This is a genomic window from Brachybacterium sp. P6-10-X1, from assembly GCF_001969445.1.
In the GTDB taxonomy this organism is placed as follows: Bacteria; Actinomycetota; Actinomycetes; order Actinomycetales; family Dermabacteraceae; genus Brachybacterium.
The window spans coordinates 824496-843895 of the sequence record NZ_CP017297.1 but is presented as its reverse complement, the minus strand read 5'-3'; the positions used below and the strand labels follow the sequence as shown (position 1 = coordinate 843895).

The window sequence follows — 19400 nt, the reverse complement described above, 5'->3', positions numbered from 1 at the left end:
GGAAGCCGACATGAACCAGGCCACGGAGTTCTACTACAACCTCACCACCCGGACGGTGGAGGAGGGCCGCCAGTCCCCGGCGACCGAGCTGATGGGTCCCTACGCCTCCCGTGAGGCGGCGCAGCACGCGCTGAGCATCGCGGAGGGCCGCAACGATCAATGGGACGAGGCCGACGCCGACTGGAACGGCACGGCCGGCGGCGAGCAGGTCTGAGCGCGGACACCGTGGTCGGATCCAGACCGGCATGGGCCACGGTCGGATCGGCATCGTCATGGTGCGCGGGTCAGGCGGGTCCGAGGCGCCCGTCATGACGCTGTCGATGTCAGCGCCGTCCCTTGCTCGGGCGCGGTTCCTCACTCGAAGGAGTGCTCCTCGCCGGGGTAGGAGCGCTCTCCGACCTCGATCCGGTACTGCTCGGCCGCACGGGCGAGGTCACGGCGCAGATCCGCGAAGGTCTTGACGAACTTGCCGTGGAAGCCGGAGAGGCCCGCCATGTCCTGCCACACCAGCACCTGACCGTCGCAGGCGGGGCCGGCGCCGATGCCGATGGTCGGGATCTGCACCACCTCGGTGATGCGGGCGGCGACCGAGGCCGGCACCAGCTCGAGCACGAGCGCGGAGGCGCCGGCCTCCTGGATCGCGAGCGCGTCCTCGGCGAGCTGATCGGCGCCCTGGGCGTCGCGTCCCTGGACCCGATGGCCGGAGAGGGCATTGACCGACTGCGGCGTGAAACCGAGGTGGCCCATCACGGGGATGCCGGCCTCGACCAGCGCTCGGACCTGCGGCGCGATCGCGTGACCGCCTTCGAGCTTGACCATCTCCGCGCCGGCACGGATCAGCTCGACGCCGTGCCGGACGGCGTCGAGCGGCCCGGTCTCGTAGGTGCCGAAGGCGAGGTCGGCGACCACCAGCGGACGGTGCACGCTGCGGGCGACCGCCCCGGTGAAGGTGAGCATGTCCTGATGTGTGGTGGCGGTGGTCGATGAGTGCCCCAGCACGGTGGTGCCCACCGAGTCCCCGACCAGCAGCACGTCGATGCCGGCCTCCTCGAAGGCCTGGGCGGAGAACTGGTCGTAGGCGGTGAGCATCGAGAACGGCCGCCCGCGGTCCTTGGCGTCGTGCAGATGACGGATGCGGACCTTGGCGGGGCCGGACGGAGTGTTCACGATGATGCTCCTGGACGGATCGAGGGAGACGGTGGCCGAGGGGACCGCCGGTCCTGCGCGGGCCGGGCGGCCGACGTGACCGGTGAGCACCCAGCCTATCCGCGCCCATCCGCGTGCGGCGCCCCGGTGAGCTGCGCGCGTCGCCGCGACGGCTGCGGCCCGGCCGGGCCACCCGCCGGGGATGTCCCGCAGGCCGGGCGGGGAGTTCTCCCCATACCCACACCTCCGAACTCATGGCACTCTGTTCACGAGTCGGGACGGACGCCGACGCCACGTGGGTGATGAGGGAGGAACAGGACATGACGACGATCATGCGTAGGACGCTTCGGGGTGCGGCGACAGGCCTGGGGGCCCTCGCCATCGTGGCGGGAGCGTCCTCCTGCGGCAGCCTCCTCGGGGGCGGCGACGACGGCTCGGAGGACCCGGCGGGCGAGGAGCAGCCTGCCGGGGAGGGCGAGGACGGCGCCGGCGCCGAGGACGAGGGGGCGGACGCCGCCGCCGGAGAAGGGGATGGTGCCGCGTCCGACGGGGACGACGCCGCCACCGATCAGGGCGGTGAGGATGCCGCGACGGACGGCGGCGGGGATGACGCCGCGTCCGGCACAGAGGTGACCGAGGAAGATCTCGGCGCCGCCAAGCAGCAGGTGCTCACGTTCTTCGAGGCCCTCGGTGACCATGACGCCGAAGCGGCGTGCAGCGTCATGCTGGATCCCAGCACCGGTGAGCCGGCCAGCGGCGACGGCCTCGCCGCATGCGTCGAGGAACTGGATGCCAGCGGACAGATGGAGCAGTTCTCGCCGGAGGTCGTCGACATGATCACCGAGGACGTCCTCGAGGCGGAGGGCAACGACGACGGGTCGATCACCATCTCGGCGGCCGGCACCGAGCTCGGGATGGAGAAGGCCGACGACGGCACGTGGTACATCGCGGGCTGATCCGTCGGCCGATGGCCGAGATCGGCCGATGCGATACGGACGGGCGGTTTCTCGGTCGTCCGGGGGCCGCCCATCCGTCATGCCGCGATCCGTGGTGCCGCCTGCTTCCGGCGGGGGCGACGAGCGTCGTCCCTGAGGCACACTGGCCCCATGGAACATTTCCACGACGACGTCATCCGGAAGGTCTCCGACAGCGACGTGCGCTTCGTCCGCCTGTGGTTCTGCGACATCGCCGGGACGCTGAAATCCATCGCGATCTCCCCGTCGGACCTCGAGACCGCCTTCACCGAGGGCATCGGGATCGACGGTTCCACGATCGAGGGGCTCACCCGCAGCTACGAGTCGGACATGATCCTGCGCCCCGATTCGTCCACCTTCGAGCTGCTGTCCTGGCGCGGAGAGGTCAACGCCACCGGCCGGATGATGTGCGACGTGCTCACTCCGGACGGGGAGCCCGCCGCCTCCGATCCCCGCCGCGTGCTGCGCGAGGCGCTGTCCCGGGCGGAGGAGAAGGGCCTGGAGTTCTTCGCCCACCCCGAGATCGAGTTCTACCTGTTCGATGAGCCGTACCGGCGGGGGGAGCGGCTGCGTCCGATCGACAACGCCGGCTACTTCGACCACGTCCACCGCGGTCAGGGACAGGACTTCCGGCGCACCGCCATCCAGCACCTGGAGGCGATGAACATCCAGGTCGAGTTCTCCCACCACGAGAACGGGCCCGGGCAGAACGAGATCGACCTGCGCTACGCGGACGCGATGACCACCGCGGACAACATCATCACCCTGCGCACCGTGGTCAAGGAGGTCGCCCTGTCGATGGGGCAGGTGGCGACGTTCATGCCCAAGCCGATGATCGACCAGCCCGGCTCCGGCATGCACACCCATCTGTCGATGTTCCAGGGCGGCAGGAACGCCTTCCACGAGCCCGGCGCGGAGTACGGGCTCTCCCGGATGGGCCGCCAGTTCATCGCCGGGCTGCTGCGCCACGCCCCCGAGTACAGTGCGGTGACCAACCAGTGGGTGAACTCCTACAAGCGGCTGTGGGGCGCGCAGGAGGCCCCGAGCTACGTCTGCTGGGGCCACAACAACCGCTCTGCCCTGGTGCGGGTGCCGTTCCACAAGCCCACCAAGGGCACCAGCTCCCGCGTCGAGTTCCGCGGACTGGACTCCTCTGCGAACCCCTACCTCGCCCTCGCGGTGCTGCTGAACGCGGGCATGGCTGGCATCGAGGGGGAGTACGAGCTGCCCGAGGGCGCCGAGGACGCGGTCTGGGACCTCACCGAGCGGGAGCGGCGCGCGATGGGCATCGAACCGCTGCCCACCGACCTGTTCCGGGCGCTGGAGACCTTCGAGAGCTCCGAGCTGATGGCCTCCACCCTCGGCGAGCAGGTCTTCGAGTTCTTCCTGCGCGACAAGCAGCAGGAGTGGCAGCGCTACCGCGAGCAGGTGACCGCCTACGAGCTCGCCTCGACCTTCAGCAGGGTCTGAGCACCCCGCGGGCAGGAGTCAGGAGCAGGGAGGAGGCAGAGATGGCGACCGAACCACCCACCACCACCGGTGCCCTCGCGCGCCTGGGGTTCAGCCGCACCGACCGGGTCCAGAGGTTCCTGGACGATCCGGTCCTGGCCGCTCTCGGGAAGGGAGCGGTCCAGCGCCTCGGCGCGACGGCTGACGGGGACGATGCCGTGCTCGGCCTGCTGCGCCTTGCCGAGTCCGCCCAGGAATCGGGCCAGCGCGCCCTGATGGACGACTTCCTGGGCTCCGTCGGGACCAGCGGGGGCCACGGCGAGAGACTGATCCGTCTGCTGGGCACCTCGGTCGCTCTCGGCGACTTCCTCGCCCGCCACCCCGAGAGCCTCGAGACGCTGCGCGAGGGGGACGACCAGCTGGCCGTCGGCGCCGCCGACGTGCGCGATGCGCTGCTGCGCGCCGTGGGCGCGGACCCGTCGGCGCCCGTCCCCGTCGCGGACGACGGCGCGCGCGAGATGCGCGATGCGCTGCGGGTCGCCTACCACGAGCGCCTGGTGCAGATCGCGGCGGCCGACGTCCTCGCCCCCGATCCCACGGCGCTGCAGCCTCAGGTCTCGGCGGCGCTGAGCGACCTCGCCGATGCGGCTCTCGATGCCGCCGGGGCGATCGCCCGCGCCGCGGTGACCGGGCACGAGAAGATCCGCTGGGCCGTGATCGCGCTCGGCAAGACCGGTGCGCGGGAGCTGAACTTCCTCTCCGACGTCGACGTCATGCACGTCATCGCCCCGGCCCAGGAGAATGCCGGCGACGACCACGGCGAGGCGGACGAGGAGGAACTGGTCGCCCTCGGCTCCGCGCTGGCCCGGGAATTGGCCCGCGCCGCCTCGGACCGGACCGGCGAGGGGTCCCTCTGGCAGGTCGATGCGAACCTCAGGCCCGAGGGCAAGGACGGTCCGCTGGTGCGCACGCTGGACTCCTACCGCCGCTATTACGACCAGTGGGCGCACTCCTGGGAGTTCCAGGCCCTGCTCAAGGCTCGCGCCGCCGCCGGGGACGCCCCCCTGGGCTGTGCCTTCGAGGAGATGGTCGAGCCGTGGGTGTGGCAGGCCTCCACCCGCGACAGCTTCGTCGAGGACACCCGGGCGATGCGCCGTCGTGTCGTCGCCCACATCCCGCGCGGCGAAGTGGACCGCAACATCAAGCTCGGCCCCGGCGGGCTGCGCGACGTCGAGTTCACCGTGCAGCTGCTGCAGATGGTCCACGGCCGCACCGACCCCCGCCTGCAGAGCCGCTCCACCCTGGAGTCCCTGGCGCGGCTGGGGGAGGGCGGGTTCATCTCCCGCGACCACGTCGCCGAGATGGACGAGGCCTACCGGTTCCTGCGCTGCATCGAGCACCGGCTGCAGCTGCATCGGATGCGGCGCACGCAGGTGCTGCCCACCTCGGGCGCCGACCTGCGGCGACTGGCCCGCACCCTCGGGCTGACCCAGGACCAGTTCCACCAGCGCTACAACCGCACCCGGCGCCGGGTGCGCCAGCTGCACGAGGAGATCTTCTACCGACCGCTGCTGGTGACCGCCTCGCAGCTGTCCGACGGCCAGATCTCCCTGACCCCGGAATCGGCCACCGCCCGCCTGGCCGCGATCGGGTACCGCGACGGCACCCGCGCGCTCAACCACATCTCGGCGCTGACCGAGGGCATCTCGCGGCGCGCGAAGATCCAGCGCCAGCTGCTGCCGGCCATGCTCGAGTGGTTCGCCGACGGGATCGACCCCGACCTCGGGCTGCTCTCCTTCCGTCGCCTCTCGGACACGATCGGCTCCGCCCACTGGTACCTGGGGCTGCTGCGCGACTCCGGCCTCGCCGCCAAGCGACTGACCCGGGTCCTGGCGGCCAGCCGCTTCGTGGGCGAGCAGCTCGAGCAGATCCCGGAGGCGGTGCGCTGGCTGGCCCGCGACGAGCTGCTGCGGCCGCTGGCCCGCGACGTGCTGGGCCGCGAGTTCCTGGCCGTCATCTCCCGGGTGGACTCCGTGGAGGTCGCACGGGACGTGCTGCGCCGCTCCCGCAGCCGGGAGCTGCTGCGCATCGCCCTGGCGCACCTCACGGGCGTGGCCACGCCCGCGCAGGTCTCGCGCGCGCTGACGGATCTGGCCGAGGCCGTGCTCGAGGCCGGGTTGCTCGTCGCCTTCCACGTCGTGGCGCGGGAACGGGAGGTGGTCGATGACGACGCGGAGACCCTCGACGAGGTCGACGAGGTCGACATCGACACCGCCGAGCGGCTGCGGGAGCGACGCTCGGACCCGGCCCGCGCGCTCGGCATCGAGATGGCGATCCTCGCCCAGGGCAGCTTCGGGGCACGAGAGATGGGATATGCCTCCGACGCCGACGTGCAGTTCCTGGTGATCGACCGGGGCGCGGGCAGCAGCGCCGGGGAGATCGCGATCGCCGTGGCCACTCAGACGCAGCGGATCCTCAACGCCCCCGCCGCCGGGACGGACATGAAGGTCAGCGCCGATCTGCGCCCGGAGGGGAAGGTCGGGCCGCTGGCCCGCAGCCTCGAGGCGTGGACCGAGTACTACCGGCGCGACGCCCAGACCTGGGAGAAGCAGGCGCTGCTGCGGGCCCGCCCCGTCGTGGCCTCGGCCGCGGTCGCCGAGGAGCTGATCGAGGAGATGGACCGCCACCGGTATCCCGCCGGCGGGCTGGACGAGTCCTCGCGCCGGGAGATCGTGCGCATGAAGGCGCGGGTCGAGTCGGAGCGCCTGCCGCGCAATGCGGACCCCTCCCGGCATCTGAAGCTGGGCCGCGGCGGCATGACCGATGTCGAATGGTGCGCGCAGATCCTCGCCCTGGAGCACGGGCACGAGGTCGAGGGTCTGCGCACCACTCACACCCTGACCCAGCTCGAGGCCGCTGCCGAGGCGGAGCTGCTCACGAGGCGCGAGACGGAGGAGCTCACCGAGGCCTGGGCCCTGGCCTGGCAGGTGCGCCGCTGCCTGTTCCTGTGGAAGCGGCGCGAGGGCGATGTGCTGCCCTCGGACCGCACCGAGCTGCTCGCCCTGGCCTGGCTGATCGACGGCGATGACACCTCCGCCTCCGATCTCGAGGAGCGGTACCTGCGCCTGACCCGTCGGGCTCGGCTGATCGCCGAACGTCTCATCTTCGACAGCGAGGAATGACGAGGCGGCCGGTTCCCGTCGGGAGGCTGTGACCCGCGCGCACCCTCCGGCGCGTCCGGGCCCAGCAGCATCCGCGGACCGCGGTCGCGTCGTACCGTGGTCCCTGTCGTCCCCGTCCCCGCCGTCCACCGCGCCCGCCGGCGCGCTCCCGAGGAGCCATGACCACCCCCACGCTCAGCGCCGACACCCCGCGCGGCCGCATGTACCGACTCGAGCCCGAGGGCCCGTTGCTGTACCCGTCGATCACCACGGTCTCGGGGATGCGCGCGAAGGACTTCCTGCAGGGCTGGTACGCGACCATGGCCTCGAAGCGCGCCCTGGAGATGTATGCCTGGCTGGACCGCAACCCGGACCGCGCCGCTGCGGAGATCTCCCGCGTCTCCCGGGACAAGTGGGGCTCCCAGAAGCGCATCGCCGCCGCCGCTCCGGAGTACACCCGCAGCGCCGCGGACTTCGGGACCCTGGTCCATGCCGCCTGCGAGCTGTGGGGGATCAGCGGCTCCCGCCCGTCGGCCGACGAGGTCAGCGCCATCGCCGAGACCATGCGCTCCGAGCAGGGAGCGTTCACGGCGGAGAAGGATCCCCGGGCGCTGATCGCCCGGGCGGATGTGCGACTGGACGGCTACGCGCGCTTCCTGGAGGCCTTCCAGCCCGAGTTCGTCGAGGTCGAGCAGACCGTCGTCAACCACACCGTCGGCTACGCCGGGACCACCGACGCGATCGTGCGGATCGGTAACACGCTGCTCAGCGCCGACATCAAGACCTCCAAGAAGGTCCGGGGTGACTACGCGCTGCAGGGGGTGGCGGTCTGCCGCGCCGAACAGCTGCTGGACGATGACGGCGCCGTGCGGGAGATGCCCGAGCTGACCGGGGCGTTCATCATCCACCTTCCGGAGGCGGGCGGGTACCAGGCGGTGCCTCTGCGCACCGGTGACGCCGAGTTCGAGGTGTTCCGCTCCCTGCGCAGCGCCTGGTCCTTCGAGCCGGACGAGTGCGCACTCGGGGCCGCCTCCGGGCCCAAGGACCTGCTGCTGTCCCTGCTGCGCGCCAAGGGCGGCATCGACGCGCTCGACTGACCCCCGATGCGCGGGGCCGACGATCGACGCCGGCTCCGGGCGCGTCGGCCCGTCATTCCGGTCGCAGGATCCCCCGGGACCGGGCTCGGGCCACCGCCTCGGTGCGGCTCGTGACGGCGAGCTTGTCGAAGACGTGCACGAGATGCGTCTTCACGGTCGCCTGGGACAGGAAGAGGTCGCTCGCGATCTGCGCGTTGGTGCGCCCGGCCGCGACCCGGGTGAGCACCTCCAGCTCCCGCGCGCTGAGCGCGGTGTCCGCCGGGCGCTCCTGGAGCCGCCGGGAGATCCGTGGGTCCACGGTGCCGGCCCCGCTGCGGGCGCGCTGCACGGCGGCCACCAGTTCCTCGGCGGGGGAGTCCTTCAGCAGGTACCCGGCGGCCCCGGCGTCCATCGCCGCGGTGACGTCCTGGTCGTTGTCGTAGGTGGTCAGCACCAGCACCGCGGGTCGTGACGGGGCCCGTCGGAGATCGGGGATCACGTCGGTGCCGCGCTGCTGCCCCACCCCGAACCGGAGATCCAGCACCACCACGTCCGGCGCCCTCGAGCGGGCCAGCAGCACGGCCTCCTGCGGGGTCGCGGCCTCGCCGACGACCTCCAGCTCGCTGTCCGCGCCGAGCACGGCGACGAGGCCTCGGCGCACGATCGCGTGGTCGTCGGCCAGCAGCACTCGGATCATGGGGTCTCCTCGCGGTCGGTGGGGACGGAGGGGTCGGGGGGAGCCGGGGGCTCCTGGGACAGCGGCAGCACCACCTGGACGGCGGCGCCGCTGCCAGGGGCGGACTCGATGAGCATCCTGCCGCCGACGGAGGCGGCGCGCGCCCGCGCCGAGCGCAGTCCGAACCCGGCCACCAGGTCCGGGTCGAAGCCGCGCCCGTCGTCGACGACGTCCAGCAGCAGCTCCTCCTCGTGGATCCCGAGGGTGACCATGGTGCGCGAGGCGTCGGCGTGCTGGATGACGTTGGCCAGCAGGGATTCGACCAGGCGCAGCAGGGCGCGGGCGGTGCTGCGCGGCAGGGCCTCCAGCTCCTCGTCGTCGATCTCCTCGCGCAGGTCGATCCGGGTGCGTCCGGCCGTGGCGGCATCGGCCACGAGGCGCTGCAGCTCGTGGCGCAGCGCGGCACCGGAGGGGACCTCCACCTCGGCGGCGTCGACGAAGCGACGGGTCTGCATGCCGGTGCGGGCGGCTGCCGCCCGGGCCTCCTGCACCAGGGCGCCGGCCTCGCCCGGCTCCTCGCGCTCGAGGGCGGCGGTGGCCGCGTCCAGCAGCAGGTGGATCGAGAGGTTGGACTGGGCGACCGTGTCGTGGAGCTCGCTCGCGATGCGGTCACGTTCAGCGGCGGTGGTCGCCGCACGGGTCTGCTCGGCGATGGTGTCGCGGGCGGCGGCGAGCTGCCGCGCGAGGCGGGTGCGCCGGTCCACCTCCCGCTGCAGAGCTCGGACCGTCACGACGACGGCGAGGGCGACCAGCGCCCCGATCATGGGGCCGGCCACCTCGCCGGGCACGGGGTCGGAGGACCACCCGCCGTACCCGAGCACACCGATCACGGTGACGACGACGAGGGCGATCAGCCCACCGATCAGCGGCAGCGCGTAGAGCACGGCGAAGTCGAGGCCGAAGGCCACCCACACGGCGTCGGGTCCGACGGCGAAGGTGCAGGACCAGATCGCGATGCTGGGCAGCAGGTAGGTCAGGGCGCTCCAGGACCCCTGGGGCCCGGCCCGGTGTCGCAGGGCGCGGCGGGCGCCGAGGGAGTACACGGCGGTGAACAGAGCCAGCAGCGCGACGGTGATCCAGCCGTCGGCCGAGGGAGGCGGTGCCAGGGCGAGACCGGTCGCGAGCATGACCATGAGGTAGACGAGGACATGGACGGCCCAGCGCAGCGCGGCGGCGAAGGGCGTCGGAGTGAGGTCCGTCCCCAGGGCGTCCGCGTTCTCCGGGGCACCGGGGACATCCGGGGCATCCGGGGTTCTCCGTGCGGGGAGACCCTGGCCCCTCGCCTGCTGCTCGCTCATGTCGACGACCCTAGCCGTGAGAGCCGGGGCCCTTGCCAGCGCTCCACCCTTGTGCCGGATTGAACACACGTATAGCCTGGTGGGCGTCTGGTCAGCCAGATTCGTCCGGTGCACTGCCGGTGCACTGCCGGTGCCCGGCCGGTGCACCGTCGGCCCCCTTCCTCGTCGCGGACGGGGAGTACCTGCGAAGGAGAGCCATGGCAGAGTCGGCCCCCGCCGAGGAACGAATCCTGCAGGCCGCGCTGCACCGCTTCGCGGCCGACGGACTCGGCGCACCGCTGCGCCGGGTGGCCGAGGACGCCGGGGTCAGTGCAGGCCTGATCATCCACCATTACGGTTCCCGTGCGACGCTGCTGGAGGCCTGTGACGCCCGGGCGCTGGAGGTCACGCGGCGGGAGAAGTCCCGTCTGGTGCAGAGCGGCTCCGGGGAGCTGCTCACCCAGCTCGCCCAGACCGAGCAGTACGCCCCGGTGGTCGGGTACGTGCTGCGCCGTCTGCAGGCCGGCGGTCCTCTGGCGATCCAGCTGGTCGACGACTTCGCCGCCGCCACGGTCGCGTATTTCGCCGAGGGCGAACGCTCCGGCACCATCACACCCAGCCGCGATCCGCAGGGCCGGGCGCAGGTGCTCACCGAGATGGCCCTCGGCGCGCTGCTGCTCCAGCTGCCCGCCCAGCGCGACCGGATGGACCTCGAGGAGCTGCCGGGCTGGCTGCGGGGGTACACGGAGCGGATCCTCGGCCCGCTGCTCGAGATCTACACCGTCCCGTTGCTGAGGGACCGTTCGATGCTCGACGCGTACCTGGCCACGACGGCCACAGACGCCACGACCACGCCACCGACGGACGTGGAGAGATCATGACCAGCACCGAACCCACGGAGCCCACGGGCGCCACCGCCCGGACCGCATCGAGCGCCGACGCCGCCGTCGTCATCCGCGACCTGACCAAGACCTTCGGCGCCACCCGCGCGCTGGACGGCTTCTCCCTGACCGTGCCCACCGGTCAGGTCACCGGGTTCCTGGGTCCCAACGGCGCCGGGAAGTCCACCACCATTCGCGTCCTGCTCGGCCTGCTGAAGGCCACCTCGGGCACGGCCAGGGTGCTGGGGATGGATCCGTGGTCCCACACCGTGCAGATCCACCACCGCCTCGCCTACGTCCCCGGAGACACCAACCTGTGGCCGAACCTGACCGGGGGAGAGGCCATCGACGTGCTCACCTCCTCCGAGAAGGGAGCCGCGCACCGACGCCGCCGCGACGAGCTCATCGAGCGCTTCGAGCTGGACCCCACCAAGCGCTGCCGCACCTACTCCAAGGGCAACCGGCAGAAAGTGGCCCTGGTCGCCGCCCTCTCCCGCGACGTCGACCTCTACGTCATGGACGAACCCACCTCCGGGCTGGATCCCCTGATGGAGGCCATCTTCACCGATGAGGTCAGCAGCCTGCGCGAGGCCGGACGCACCGTCCTGCTGTCCAGCCACATCCTGGCGGAGGTCGAGAAGCTCTGCGACACCGTCACCATCATCCGCGCCGGCCGCGACGTCGAGAGCGGGACGCTCGCCCAGCTGCGCCACCTCACCCGTTCCACCGTCGCCGCGACCACCGCGGCCGACGCCGGCGCGCTGGAGAGGACCGCCGGGGTGCACGACCTCGTCAGCGACGGCGGCCGGGTCCGCTTCGATGTCGACGACGCCGCGGTCCACGACGTCCTGCCCGTCCTGGCCCGGATGGAGGCCACCGGCCTCACGATCTCCCCACCCTCCCTCGAGGACCTCTTCCTGCGCCATTACGGCGACGAGCTGGATCCGGGAGCCGACGCCCGCGCCGCCGAGGAGCGGCCACGATGACCGCCACGGCCCGCACGACCCCGACCCGCCACACCCACCTGCTCGACGTGCGTCCCGCCTCCCCGCTGACCGGGATCGGCGCTCTCGTGCGGCTGTTCGGCCGCATCTCCCGCCGCCAGATCATCATCTGGGTCCTGGCCATGGTCGTCTCCGTCGCCGCCTCGGTGGTGGCGCTGAAGGAGGCCTATCCCGACCAGGAGGCGCTCGACGCCCGCGCCGCGCTTCTGGGCAACCCCTCGGCCGTGCTGATGACCGGACCGGCCTTCGCTCGCGATCACTACACGCTGTGGGCGGCGGTCGCCAACGAGCTGTTCCTCTACGTGCTGCTGGCCGGAGCGATCATGAGCATCCTGCTGACCGTCCGGCACACCCGCATCGAGGAGGAGGCCGAACGGCTGGAGATGCTGCGCTCCCTGCCCACCGGACGCCTGGCCCCGGCCGCGGCAGCGCTCGTCGTCGTGGCGATCGCGAACCTCGTCCTCGGCGCTGCCGTGAGCATCGCAGTGCTGGTCACCGGTGCAGTCGTGCTCGACAGCATCGTGCTCGGGATGGCGACCGCCCTGACCGGGCTCGTGTTCGCCGGGATCGCCGCGGTGGCCGCGCAGCTGACCGAGCACGGCGGGACCGCGTCCGGCCTCGCCCTCGGATCTCTCGCCGTCGCCTTCCTGGTGCGCGGGGTGGGCGATGTGATCGAGGAGGAAGGGTCCTGGCTGTCCTGGTTCTCCCCCCTGGCCTGGGCGCAGCAGTCCAGGGTGTTCGTCGAGGTGCGCTGGTGGCCGCTGGCGCTCTCCCTCGCCGCGACCATCGTGCTCGTCGGCCTCGCAGCCGTCCTGTCCCGTCGCCGGGACCTGGGCTCCGGACTGCGACCGGACGCACCGGGTCCCGACGCGGCCTCCGCGGCGCTGCGGGCCCCCGGTGGCCTGGCCCGGCGTCTGGTGACGCCCATGATGGTCACCTGGGCGATCGGGCTGTTCCTGTTCGCGATCGCCTTCGGGTCGCTGGCCTCCTCCCTCGAGGACATGGTCGATCAGATCCCGACGATCGGGGAGTTCGCCCCGATCGACGTCGACGACCTCACGACCTCGTTCACGGCGTACATCGTGCTGATGCTCACCCTGGGGCCCGTGGGACTGATGGTCTCGGGAGTCCTGCGGCTGAGGTCCGAGGAGCTGGAGGGCCGTCTGGCCGGGACGCTCCTGGCCGGCACCGGGCGGATCACCGTCGCCCTGCGCTGGGTGGCCGTGGTGACCCTGGAGGTGTTCGCCCTGCAGGTGCTCCTCGGGCTCGGCACCGGTATCGGCGTGTGGCAGGCGACGGGGGAGACCTCCTGGATCGGGGAGTCGACCCTCGCGTCCCTGGCCTACCTTCCCGCCATCGCCGTCACCGGCGCGCTGACCCTGGGGCTGTACGGACTGCGGGTGCGCCTGGCCGGCATCGCCTGGCTGGTGGCGATCTGGGCGGCGCTGGACACCTTCCTCGGTGACCTGCTGCAGCTGCCGGAGTGGGCGCGGAGCCTCTCCGTGCTCCGCCACGTGCCCTTCGTCCCCGACGCGGACATGGAGGCGACCCCGCTGGTGGTGATGGGCGTGCTCACCGTGGTGCTGGCGGTGGTGGGACTGCTCGCGCTGCGGCGGAGGGACCTGGTGGCGGGGTAGCTGGTGACGGGGTGGTCGGCGGGGCAGTCAGCGGGGTGCTCAGAGGGCACCGGCGTGCCCGGCATCGATCCTTCACCCCCTGAACGACGCGTCCAGGGGGCGGAGGCTGCAACCCGATCGGTCGGACCCCTTGAAGGCTTCCGGCGAGGACGTAGCCTACGACTCAGGACACGGAGCGGACCGTTTCGATCGGTTGCGGTTCGAGTCGGTGCGAGCGCCGTGCCGGCGGCACCGCCTCACGGTGCCTGAGCGAGACTCCTGATCGGAGGATCATCGATGAACATCCCAGTTCCCAGCGGCCCCACCCATCGTCGAGGGACCAAGGACGTCGGGCGATCTCCGGTGCGGTTCGCCGCGTTGATGTACGGGTTCGTGTTCCTCGCCGTCGGCGTCGCCGGGTTCGTCCCCGGCGTGACGTCGAACTTCGATTCGATAGGGATCGCCGGACGCTCCGAGGCGATGCTGCTGGGCATCTTCCAGGTGTCCGCGCTGCACAACGTCGTCCACCTGCTCTACGGCGTCGCCGGTCTCATCCTGTCACGGCTCTCGGGCTCGGCGCGGCTCTACCTGCTGGTCGGCGGCGTCGTCTACGCCGTGCTGTGGATCTACGGCATCGTCATCGACAAGGGCTCGACGGCGAACTTCGTGCCGCTGAACACCGCCGATGACTGGTTGCACTTCGTCCTGGCGCTCACCATGATCGGCCTTTCGGTTCTTCCGCGGCATGCCGCGCCCACCGCGGCGGAGGCCGACCGTTGACCCTGAGTCGTCCTTCCCGTGCGGTGCGACGACGACTCGCCTCGTGGGCGAGGGCCGGGCGGGCGGCGCGTTCGCGGACCTCAGGGTGATCGAACGGACCCTCCGGCCCGCGGCGAGAGAGATCGAAGCACTGCCGGAGGGCTCGGCGATGACCACCATGGACGTGTACGCGCACATGGGGCCGGGGACGGCGGAGTCCTCACGATCCGCCCTCGAGATGATGCAGGCAGATCGTGAGGACTCGGCGCGGACAACGGGACTGGCCCTACCCGCTGACCTGGACGGGAACCTCAGATGTCGTAGTAGAGCTCGAACTCGTGGGGGTGCGGGCGGTAGCGGAACGGGTCGATCTCCGTGGTGCGCTTGAGCTCGATCCAGGTCTCGATGAGGTCCTCCGGGAACACGTCGCCCTCGGTGAGGAAGTCGTGATCGGCCTCGAGGGCGTCCAGCGCGGCGCCGAGGGACTCCGGCAGCTGCTTGATCTGCTTGTGCTCCTCCGGCGGCAGCTCGTAGAGGTCCTTGTCGATGGGCTCCGGCGGCTCGATCCGGTTGCGGATGCCGTCCAGGCCGGCCATCAGCTGTGCGGCGAAGGCCAGGTACGGGTTCGCCGACGGGTCCGGGGCGCGGAATTCGACGCGCTTGGCTTTCGCGGAGGCACCGGTGACGGGGATGCGGATCGCGGCGGAGCGGTTGCGGGCCGAGTAGACCATGTTCACAGGGGCTTCGAAGCCCGGCACCAGGCGCTTGAAGGAGTTCACCGTGGGGTTGGTGAAGGCCGTCAGCGACGGGGAGTGCTCGATGATGCCGCCGATGTACCAGCGTGCGATGTCCGAGAGGCCGCCGTAGCCGCGCTCGTCGAAGAACAGCGGCTCGCCGTCCTTCCACAGCGACTGGTGGGTATGCATGCCGGACCCGTTGTCGCCGAACAGCGGCTTGGGCATGAAGGTCGCGGTGCGCCCCGCGTCCCACACGGTGTTCTTCACGACGTACTTGAACTTCATGACGTCGTCCGCTGCCTGCAGCAGCGTGTTGAAGCGGTAGTTGATCTCCTGCTGGCCGGCCGTGCCGACCTCGTGGTGGGCGCGCTCGACCTCGAGGCCCGTGGCGTCCAGCACGGCGCAGATCTCATCGCGCAGGTCCGCCATCTGATCGTTCGGCGGCACCGGGAAGTAGCCGCCCTTCAGGCGCGTCTTGTACCCCTGGTTGCCGCCGACCTCGGATTCGTCGCGATCGGTGTTCCACACCGCCTCGTCGGAGTCGATGCTGTAGAAGCCGGAGTTCACACCGGTCTTGAAACGCACGTCGTCGAAGATGTAGAACTCGGCCTCGGCCGCGAAGATCGCGGTATCGGCGATGCCGGTGGACTTCAGGTACTCCTCGGCCTTCGACGCGACGGTGCGCGGATCGCGGGAGTACGGCTCGTCCGTGAACGGGTCCACGATCGAGAAGTTGATGATGAGCGTCTTGCGCTCCCGGAACGGGTCGAGGTATGCCGTCTCCAGGTCCGGGACGAGCTTCATGTCCGACTCGTGGATCGCCTGGAACCCGCGGATCGAGGAGCCGTCGAAGAGCTGGCCGGTCGCGACGGCCTCCTCGTCGAAGGTGCTCGCCGGGATGTTGAAGTGCTGCATGACGCCGGGCAGGTCGCAGAAGCGGATGTCGATGAATTCGACACCCTCCTCCTCGATGTACTTCACGACCTCGCTGGGATTGTTGAACACGTCTCCTCCATCCGCACCATGGGGCGCGCCTATCTGGTTGTCCCCGAGGGGCGATCACCGTCGCGAGCGCCGGGCGGTCCGTGCCGGTCCCGTGCTCGGTTGTGATCAAGTTTAGGTGCAGCGCCGCAGCCCCCGGAGCATCGCTGACGACTCCCAGATCCTCTCGGTAAGGTCTGGGGGTGATCGATCGCCAGGACCTGGGCTCGTGGATGGACGGCGCCCCGAGCTCGCCGGACTACGTCAGGGGCTCCTCGCTGGGGCTGCCCGCGAGCGGCCCCGGGTCGGTCGCGCCCTTCTGGCGACGGCCCCTGTCGCTGCTGGTGGACTGGGGACTGTGCATGGCCGTCTCGGCCCTGGTGTTCCAGGGCGACGCGCTGGCCAACCTGCTCCTGTTCGCGACGCTGAACCTGCTGTTCCTGAGCCTTTTCGGAGTAACCCCCGGCCAGTTCGCGCTGCGGGTGCGCGTGCTGCCGATCCGCGGCCGCACGCCGATGGTGCTGCGCGCCCTGGTCCGCACGGGAGCGATGCTCCTGCTGCTGCCGGCGCTGGTGTGGAGCAAGGATGCCCAGCCCCTGCACGACGTCGTCGCCGGCACCGCCGCCGTGCGGGCCTGACCCCCTCGGAACTCCGCGGACGGCGCGGCTCCCCGTGCCCGCGGGCTGCCGTGAGCCCGATGCCGGATGAGCGGGCCCACCCTGTCCATCGTGCGCTGACCTGCACTGATCTCAAATGTCACGATAAGGTCACGGATGTCACGGAACGGTAACGGTCTCTCTGGCCGCTCGGGCATCGACGTCCGACGTCCGACACGCCCGTCCGTTCCACCGATGCACTCCGCCACCGTGCCGGATCAGTGGAACCAACGCACCGCACCGCGTGTCGCCGAGCGCCACCCGAGCACCAGCCTCACCCCACGCAGGACGAAAGAAGCCCCCACCCGGACCTGGCGGTCGGATGGGGGCTTGTCCGTGGCACGTGGCGGCTCGCCACGTCGCGGCCACTCAGCGGCCGCGCATCGCCTTGCGGTTCGGGCGGGCCCTCATCGGGTCCACGCCCTTGGGCACGGACTGCCGGATCGAACGGTGCAGCGCGACCAGTCGTTTGCTGACCTGTGCGGACTCGTCCTTGGTGAGGGTCTTCTTCATGCGGGTCAGATGACTGGGCAACTTGTGCAACGGGATCTCCCCGTCGCCGTCGCCGACGACGATCTGGTGGACCGGGACGTTGTCGTGCTGGAGGACGCGGCGGATGTTGCGACGCTCCTTCTCCAGCAGCTTCATGGAGATCGAGGAGGAATCCTCGGCGACGACCGCGATGCCGGCACGACCGGAGGCGCGGAAGAGCATCTTCTGGCTGCGGGGATCGATCTGGACCGGCTCCTCGGCCACGTCCCAGCCGCGGCGGATCGACTGCATCGCGGCCAGGGCCGCGCCGGACTGTCCCTTGATCCGGCTGAAGGCGGCGCGCTCGGCCTTGCGGGCCAGGATCAGCATCGCGATGAGCACACCGACGGCCAGACCCATGAAGATGCCGTACCAGGGGCTGTTCAGCACCAGCCAGCTCACCAGGATGCCGACGGCGATCGCGGCGAGCAGCGCACCGATCATCCACGGCAGCGTGGTGCGATCGACCTCCTGGGTGTACTTGAAGACGTCGATCATCTGCTTGAAGCGTCCCGGCTTCTTCGTGCCGTCCTTCGCAGCGCCCTTGGTGGGCTTGCTCTCGCTCTTGCGGGCCATATGGGGTGGGGTCCTCTCGGGGGCGTGCAGGCGTCAGCTCGCGACGGCCTGATTCGCGCGGGCGACGACGCTCGCGGCTTCCTGACGGGCGGGCTGGTCCTGATCCAGATGGCGGAGGTTCTCGGGGATCTCGCGGTCGAGCTTCTTCATCACCTGTGCCCAGAGCTTGCCGGCGCGGTAGGAGGAGCGGACCATCGGCCCCGCCATCGTCGCGAGGAAGCCCATCTCCTCCGCAGCCCGGGAGAGATCGACGAACTCCTCGGGCTTGACCCAGCGATCGATCGGGTGGTGCCGCTTCGAGGGGCGCATGTACTGCGTGATGGTGATGATGTCGCAGCCGGCGTCCCGCAGCCGCTGCAACGACTCGAGGATCTCGTCGGTGGTCTCACCCATGCCCAGGATCAGGTTGGACTTGGTGATCATCCCGGCGTCCTTGCCCATCGAGATCACGTCCAGCGAGCGCTCGTAGCGGAACGCGGGACGGATCTGCTTGAAGATCCGCGGGACGGTCTCGAGATTGTGGGCGAATACTTCGGGCCGGGCCTCGAACACCTGCTGGAGGTGCTCGCCCTTGCCCTTGATGTCGTCGATCAGCAGCTCGACGCCGGTGCCGGGGTTCGTGGCGTGGATCTGCTCGCAGGTGCGGGCGAACAGGCCGGCCGCACCGTCGGGCAGATCATCGCGCGCCACCCCCGTGATCGTGGAGTAGCGCAGTCCCATCTCCTTCACGGACTGGGCCACCTTGAACGGCTCCATGGGGTCCAGCGCCATCGGCTTGCCGGTGGCGATGGCGCAGAAGTCGCAGCGCCGGGTGCAGGTGTCACCGCCGATGAGGAAGGTCGCCTCGCGGTCCTCCCAGCACTCGAAGATGTTCGGGCAGCCGGCTTCCTCGCAGACGGTGTGGAGACCTTGACTGTGCACGCGCTTCTTCATCGCGCTGTACTCGGGCCCCATCACGGCGCGGGTCTTGATCCATTCCGGCTTGCGCTCGATCGGCACCTCGGCGTTGCGTGCCTCGACGCGCAGCATGCGCCGGCCTTCGGGAGCGATGGTCACCCTCATGCCTCCTACGTTCGACGTTCCGGGCAGTCTATCGAGCTGGGGCGGATCCGGGCCTCTCAGGACGCCGCAGAGGTGCGGTGCGACACCAGCTCGGACATCGCCGCGGCGGCGACATCGATCACATCGGCCACGGCGATGCGCCGACCCGCCTCCTGGGTGAGGCTGGTCACGCCGGCGTCGTCGATCCCGCAGGGGATCACGTTCAGCGCCCAGGAGAGGTCGTTCGCGCAGTTCAGGGCGAAGCCGTGCATGGTGGCGCGCTTCGAGACGCGCATCCCGATCGCGCACAGCTTGCGGGCCTCCTCGCCCTCCGGCGCCACCCACACGCCGCTGCGCCCCTCGACCGGAACGGTCGCCACGCCCATCGCGGCGCACACGTCGATCAGGGTGAGCTCGAGGCCGCGGACGAAGCCGACGACGTCGATGGGGGCGGGGAGCTTGACGATCGGGTAGCCGACGAGCTGCTGGGGTCCGTGCCAGGTGATCTTGCCGCCGCGGTCGATGTCGACCACCTCGGCGCCGTCGCGCGGACGTTCGTGATCGGCGGTGAGCTTGCCGGCGGTGTAGACCGCACGGTGCTCCAGCAGCAGCAGCGAGTCGGGGCGGGTCCCCGCCACCACCTCGGCGTGGATCTCCCGCTGCAGCGCCCAGGCGGCGCGGTAGTCGACCGGTCCCGGAGGCAGGCCGAACTCCTCGTGCCGGTCACCACCGGGTACCGGTTCGCTGAAGCCGAGACGGATCACATCGAGCATCCGCTCAGGCTACTCCCGCTCTCACC

Annotated in this window: 17 protein-coding genes; 10 read left to right on the top strand and 7 right to left on the bottom strand. The window is 70.8% G+C overall.

Annotated features, from left to right (window positions below; all coding sequences use genetic code 11):
- The first annotated feature begins 10 nt into the window (after window positions 1–10).
- Window positions 11–214 (top strand): hypothetical protein, encoded by a 204-nt coding sequence (locus BH708_RS03790; RefSeq protein ID WP_076806752.1) that lies wholly within the window; start codon window positions 11–13, stop codon window positions 212–214.
- Window positions 215–354: 140 nt separating this feature from the next.
- Here BH708_RS03790 and panB read toward each other — a convergent pair whose 3' ends face one another.
- Window positions 355–1167: a 3-methyl-2-oxobutanoate hydroxymethyltransferase gene (gene panB / locus BH708_RS03785; RefSeq protein WP_083713853.1), complete on the bottom strand. Its 813-nt coding sequence runs from the start codon at window positions 1165–1167 to the stop codon at window positions 355–357.
- 299 nt (window positions 1168–1466) lie between these two features.
- Here panB and BH708_RS03780 point away from each other — a divergent pair, with 299 nt between their 5' ends.
- From BH708_RS03780 to BH708_RS03765, 4 genes are all read left to right on the top strand, one after another.
- A complete protein-coding gene (locus tag BH708_RS03780) occupies window positions 1467–2102 on the top strand; it encodes a hypothetical protein (protein ID WP_076806751.1) in 636 nt (211 codons plus the stop codon).
- A gap of 150 nt (window positions 2103–2252) precedes the next feature.
- Window positions 2253–3590, top strand: coding sequence for a glutamine synthetase family protein (locus BH708_RS03775; protein WP_076806749.1), 1338 nt, complete (start codon window positions 2253–2255; stop codon window positions 3588–3590).
- A 41-nt stretch (window positions 3591–3631) separates the two neighbouring features.
- Window positions 3632–6751, top strand: coding sequence for a bifunctional [glutamine synthetase] adenylyltransferase/[glutamine synthetase]-adenylyl-L-tyrosine phosphorylase (locus tag BH708_RS03770; protein ID WP_076806747.1), 3120 nt, complete (start codon window positions 3632–3634; stop codon window positions 6749–6751).
- 158 nt (window positions 6752–6909) lie between these two features.
- Entirely contained in the window at window positions 6910–7827 is a 918-nt protein-coding gene (locus BH708_RS03765; protein WP_076806746.1) for a PD-(D/E)XK nuclease family protein, read from the top strand.
- A gap of 52 nt (window positions 7828–7879) precedes the next feature.
- Here the strand turns inward: BH708_RS03765 and BH708_RS03760 are convergent, their stop codons facing one another.
- Both BH708_RS03760 and BH708_RS03755 read right to left on the bottom strand, forming a co-directional pair.
- Complete coding sequence (locus tag BH708_RS03760) at window positions 7880–8503, bottom strand: response regulator transcription factor (protein ID WP_076806744.1); 624 nt, start codon at window positions 8501–8503, stop codon at window positions 7880–7882.
- Window positions 8500–9840 carry a sensor histidine kinase gene (locus BH708_RS03755; RefSeq protein ID WP_076806742.1) on the bottom strand — a complete coding sequence of 447 codons (1341 nt, stop codon included), beginning with the start codon at window positions 9838–9840 and terminating at the stop codon, window positions 8500–8502. Before BH708_RS03755 ends, BH708_RS03760 begins: the two co-directional genes overlap by 4 nt.
- 197 nt (window positions 9841–10037) lie before the next feature.
- Between BH708_RS03755 and BH708_RS03750 the strand changes: the two genes are divergently transcribed.
- The 4 genes from BH708_RS03750 to BH708_RS03735 all read left to right on the top strand — a co-directional run bounded on the left by BH708_RS03750 (window position 10038) and on the right by BH708_RS03735 (window position 14100).
- Window positions 10038–10700: a TetR/AcrR family transcriptional regulator gene (locus BH708_RS03750; RefSeq protein ID WP_076806740.1), complete on the top strand. Its 663-nt coding sequence runs from the start codon at window positions 10038–10040 to the stop codon at window positions 10698–10700.
- Window positions 10697–11686, top strand: a complete 990-nt coding sequence (locus BH708_RS03745) for an ABC transporter ATP-binding protein (protein ID WP_083713247.1) — start codon at window positions 10697–10699, stop codon at window positions 11684–11686. The genes BH708_RS03750 and BH708_RS03745 overlap by 4 nt, the downstream gene beginning before the upstream one ends.
- Entirely contained in the window at window positions 11683–13341 is a 1659-nt protein-coding gene (locus BH708_RS03740) for an ABC transporter permease (RefSeq protein ID WP_076806738.1), read from the top strand. The genes BH708_RS03745 and BH708_RS03740 overlap by 4 nt, the downstream gene beginning before the upstream one ends.
- Window positions 13342–13617: 276 nt before the next feature.
- Window positions 13618–14100, top strand: a complete 483-nt coding sequence (locus BH708_RS03735) for a DUF4383 domain-containing protein (RefSeq protein WP_076806737.1) — start codon at window positions 13618–13620, stop codon at window positions 14098–14100.
- A gap of 290 nt (window positions 14101–14390) precedes the next feature.
- Here BH708_RS03735 and glnA read toward each other — a convergent pair whose 3' ends face one another.
- A complete protein-coding gene (gene glnA, locus BH708_RS03730; protein ID WP_076806735.1) occupies window positions 14391–15821 on the bottom strand; it encodes a type I glutamate--ammonia ligase in 1431 nt (476 codons plus the stop codon).
- A gap of 179 nt (window positions 15822–16000) precedes the next feature.
- Here glnA and BH708_RS03725 point away from each other — a divergent pair, with 179 nt between their 5' ends.
- Complete coding sequence (locus BH708_RS03725) at window positions 16001–16435, top strand: RDD family protein (RefSeq protein ID WP_076806733.1); 435 nt, start codon at window positions 16001–16003, stop codon at window positions 16433–16435.
- Window positions 16436–16822: 387 nt separating this feature from the next.
- Here the strand turns inward: BH708_RS03725 and BH708_RS03720 are convergent, their stop codons facing one another.
- From BH708_RS03720 to lipB, 3 genes are all read right to left on the bottom strand, one after another.
- Complete coding sequence (locus BH708_RS03720; RefSeq protein ID WP_076806731.1) at window positions 16823–17560, bottom strand: DUF4191 domain-containing protein; 738 nt, start codon at window positions 17558–17560, stop codon at window positions 16823–16825.
- Window positions 17561–17593: 33 nt separating this feature from the next.
- Window positions 17594–18616: a lipoyl synthase gene (gene lipA / locus BH708_RS03715; protein WP_076810745.1), complete on the bottom strand. Its 1023-nt coding sequence runs from the start codon at window positions 18614–18616 to the stop codon at window positions 17594–17596.
- A 62-nt stretch (window positions 18617–18678) separates the two neighbouring features.
- Window positions 18679–19374 carry a lipoyl(octanoyl) transferase LipB gene (gene lipB / locus BH708_RS03710; RefSeq protein ID WP_076806730.1) on the bottom strand — a complete coding sequence of 232 codons (696 nt, stop codon included), beginning with the start codon at window positions 19372–19374 and terminating at the stop codon, window positions 18679–18681.
- Between the last annotated feature and the right edge of the window lie 26 nt (window positions 19375–19400).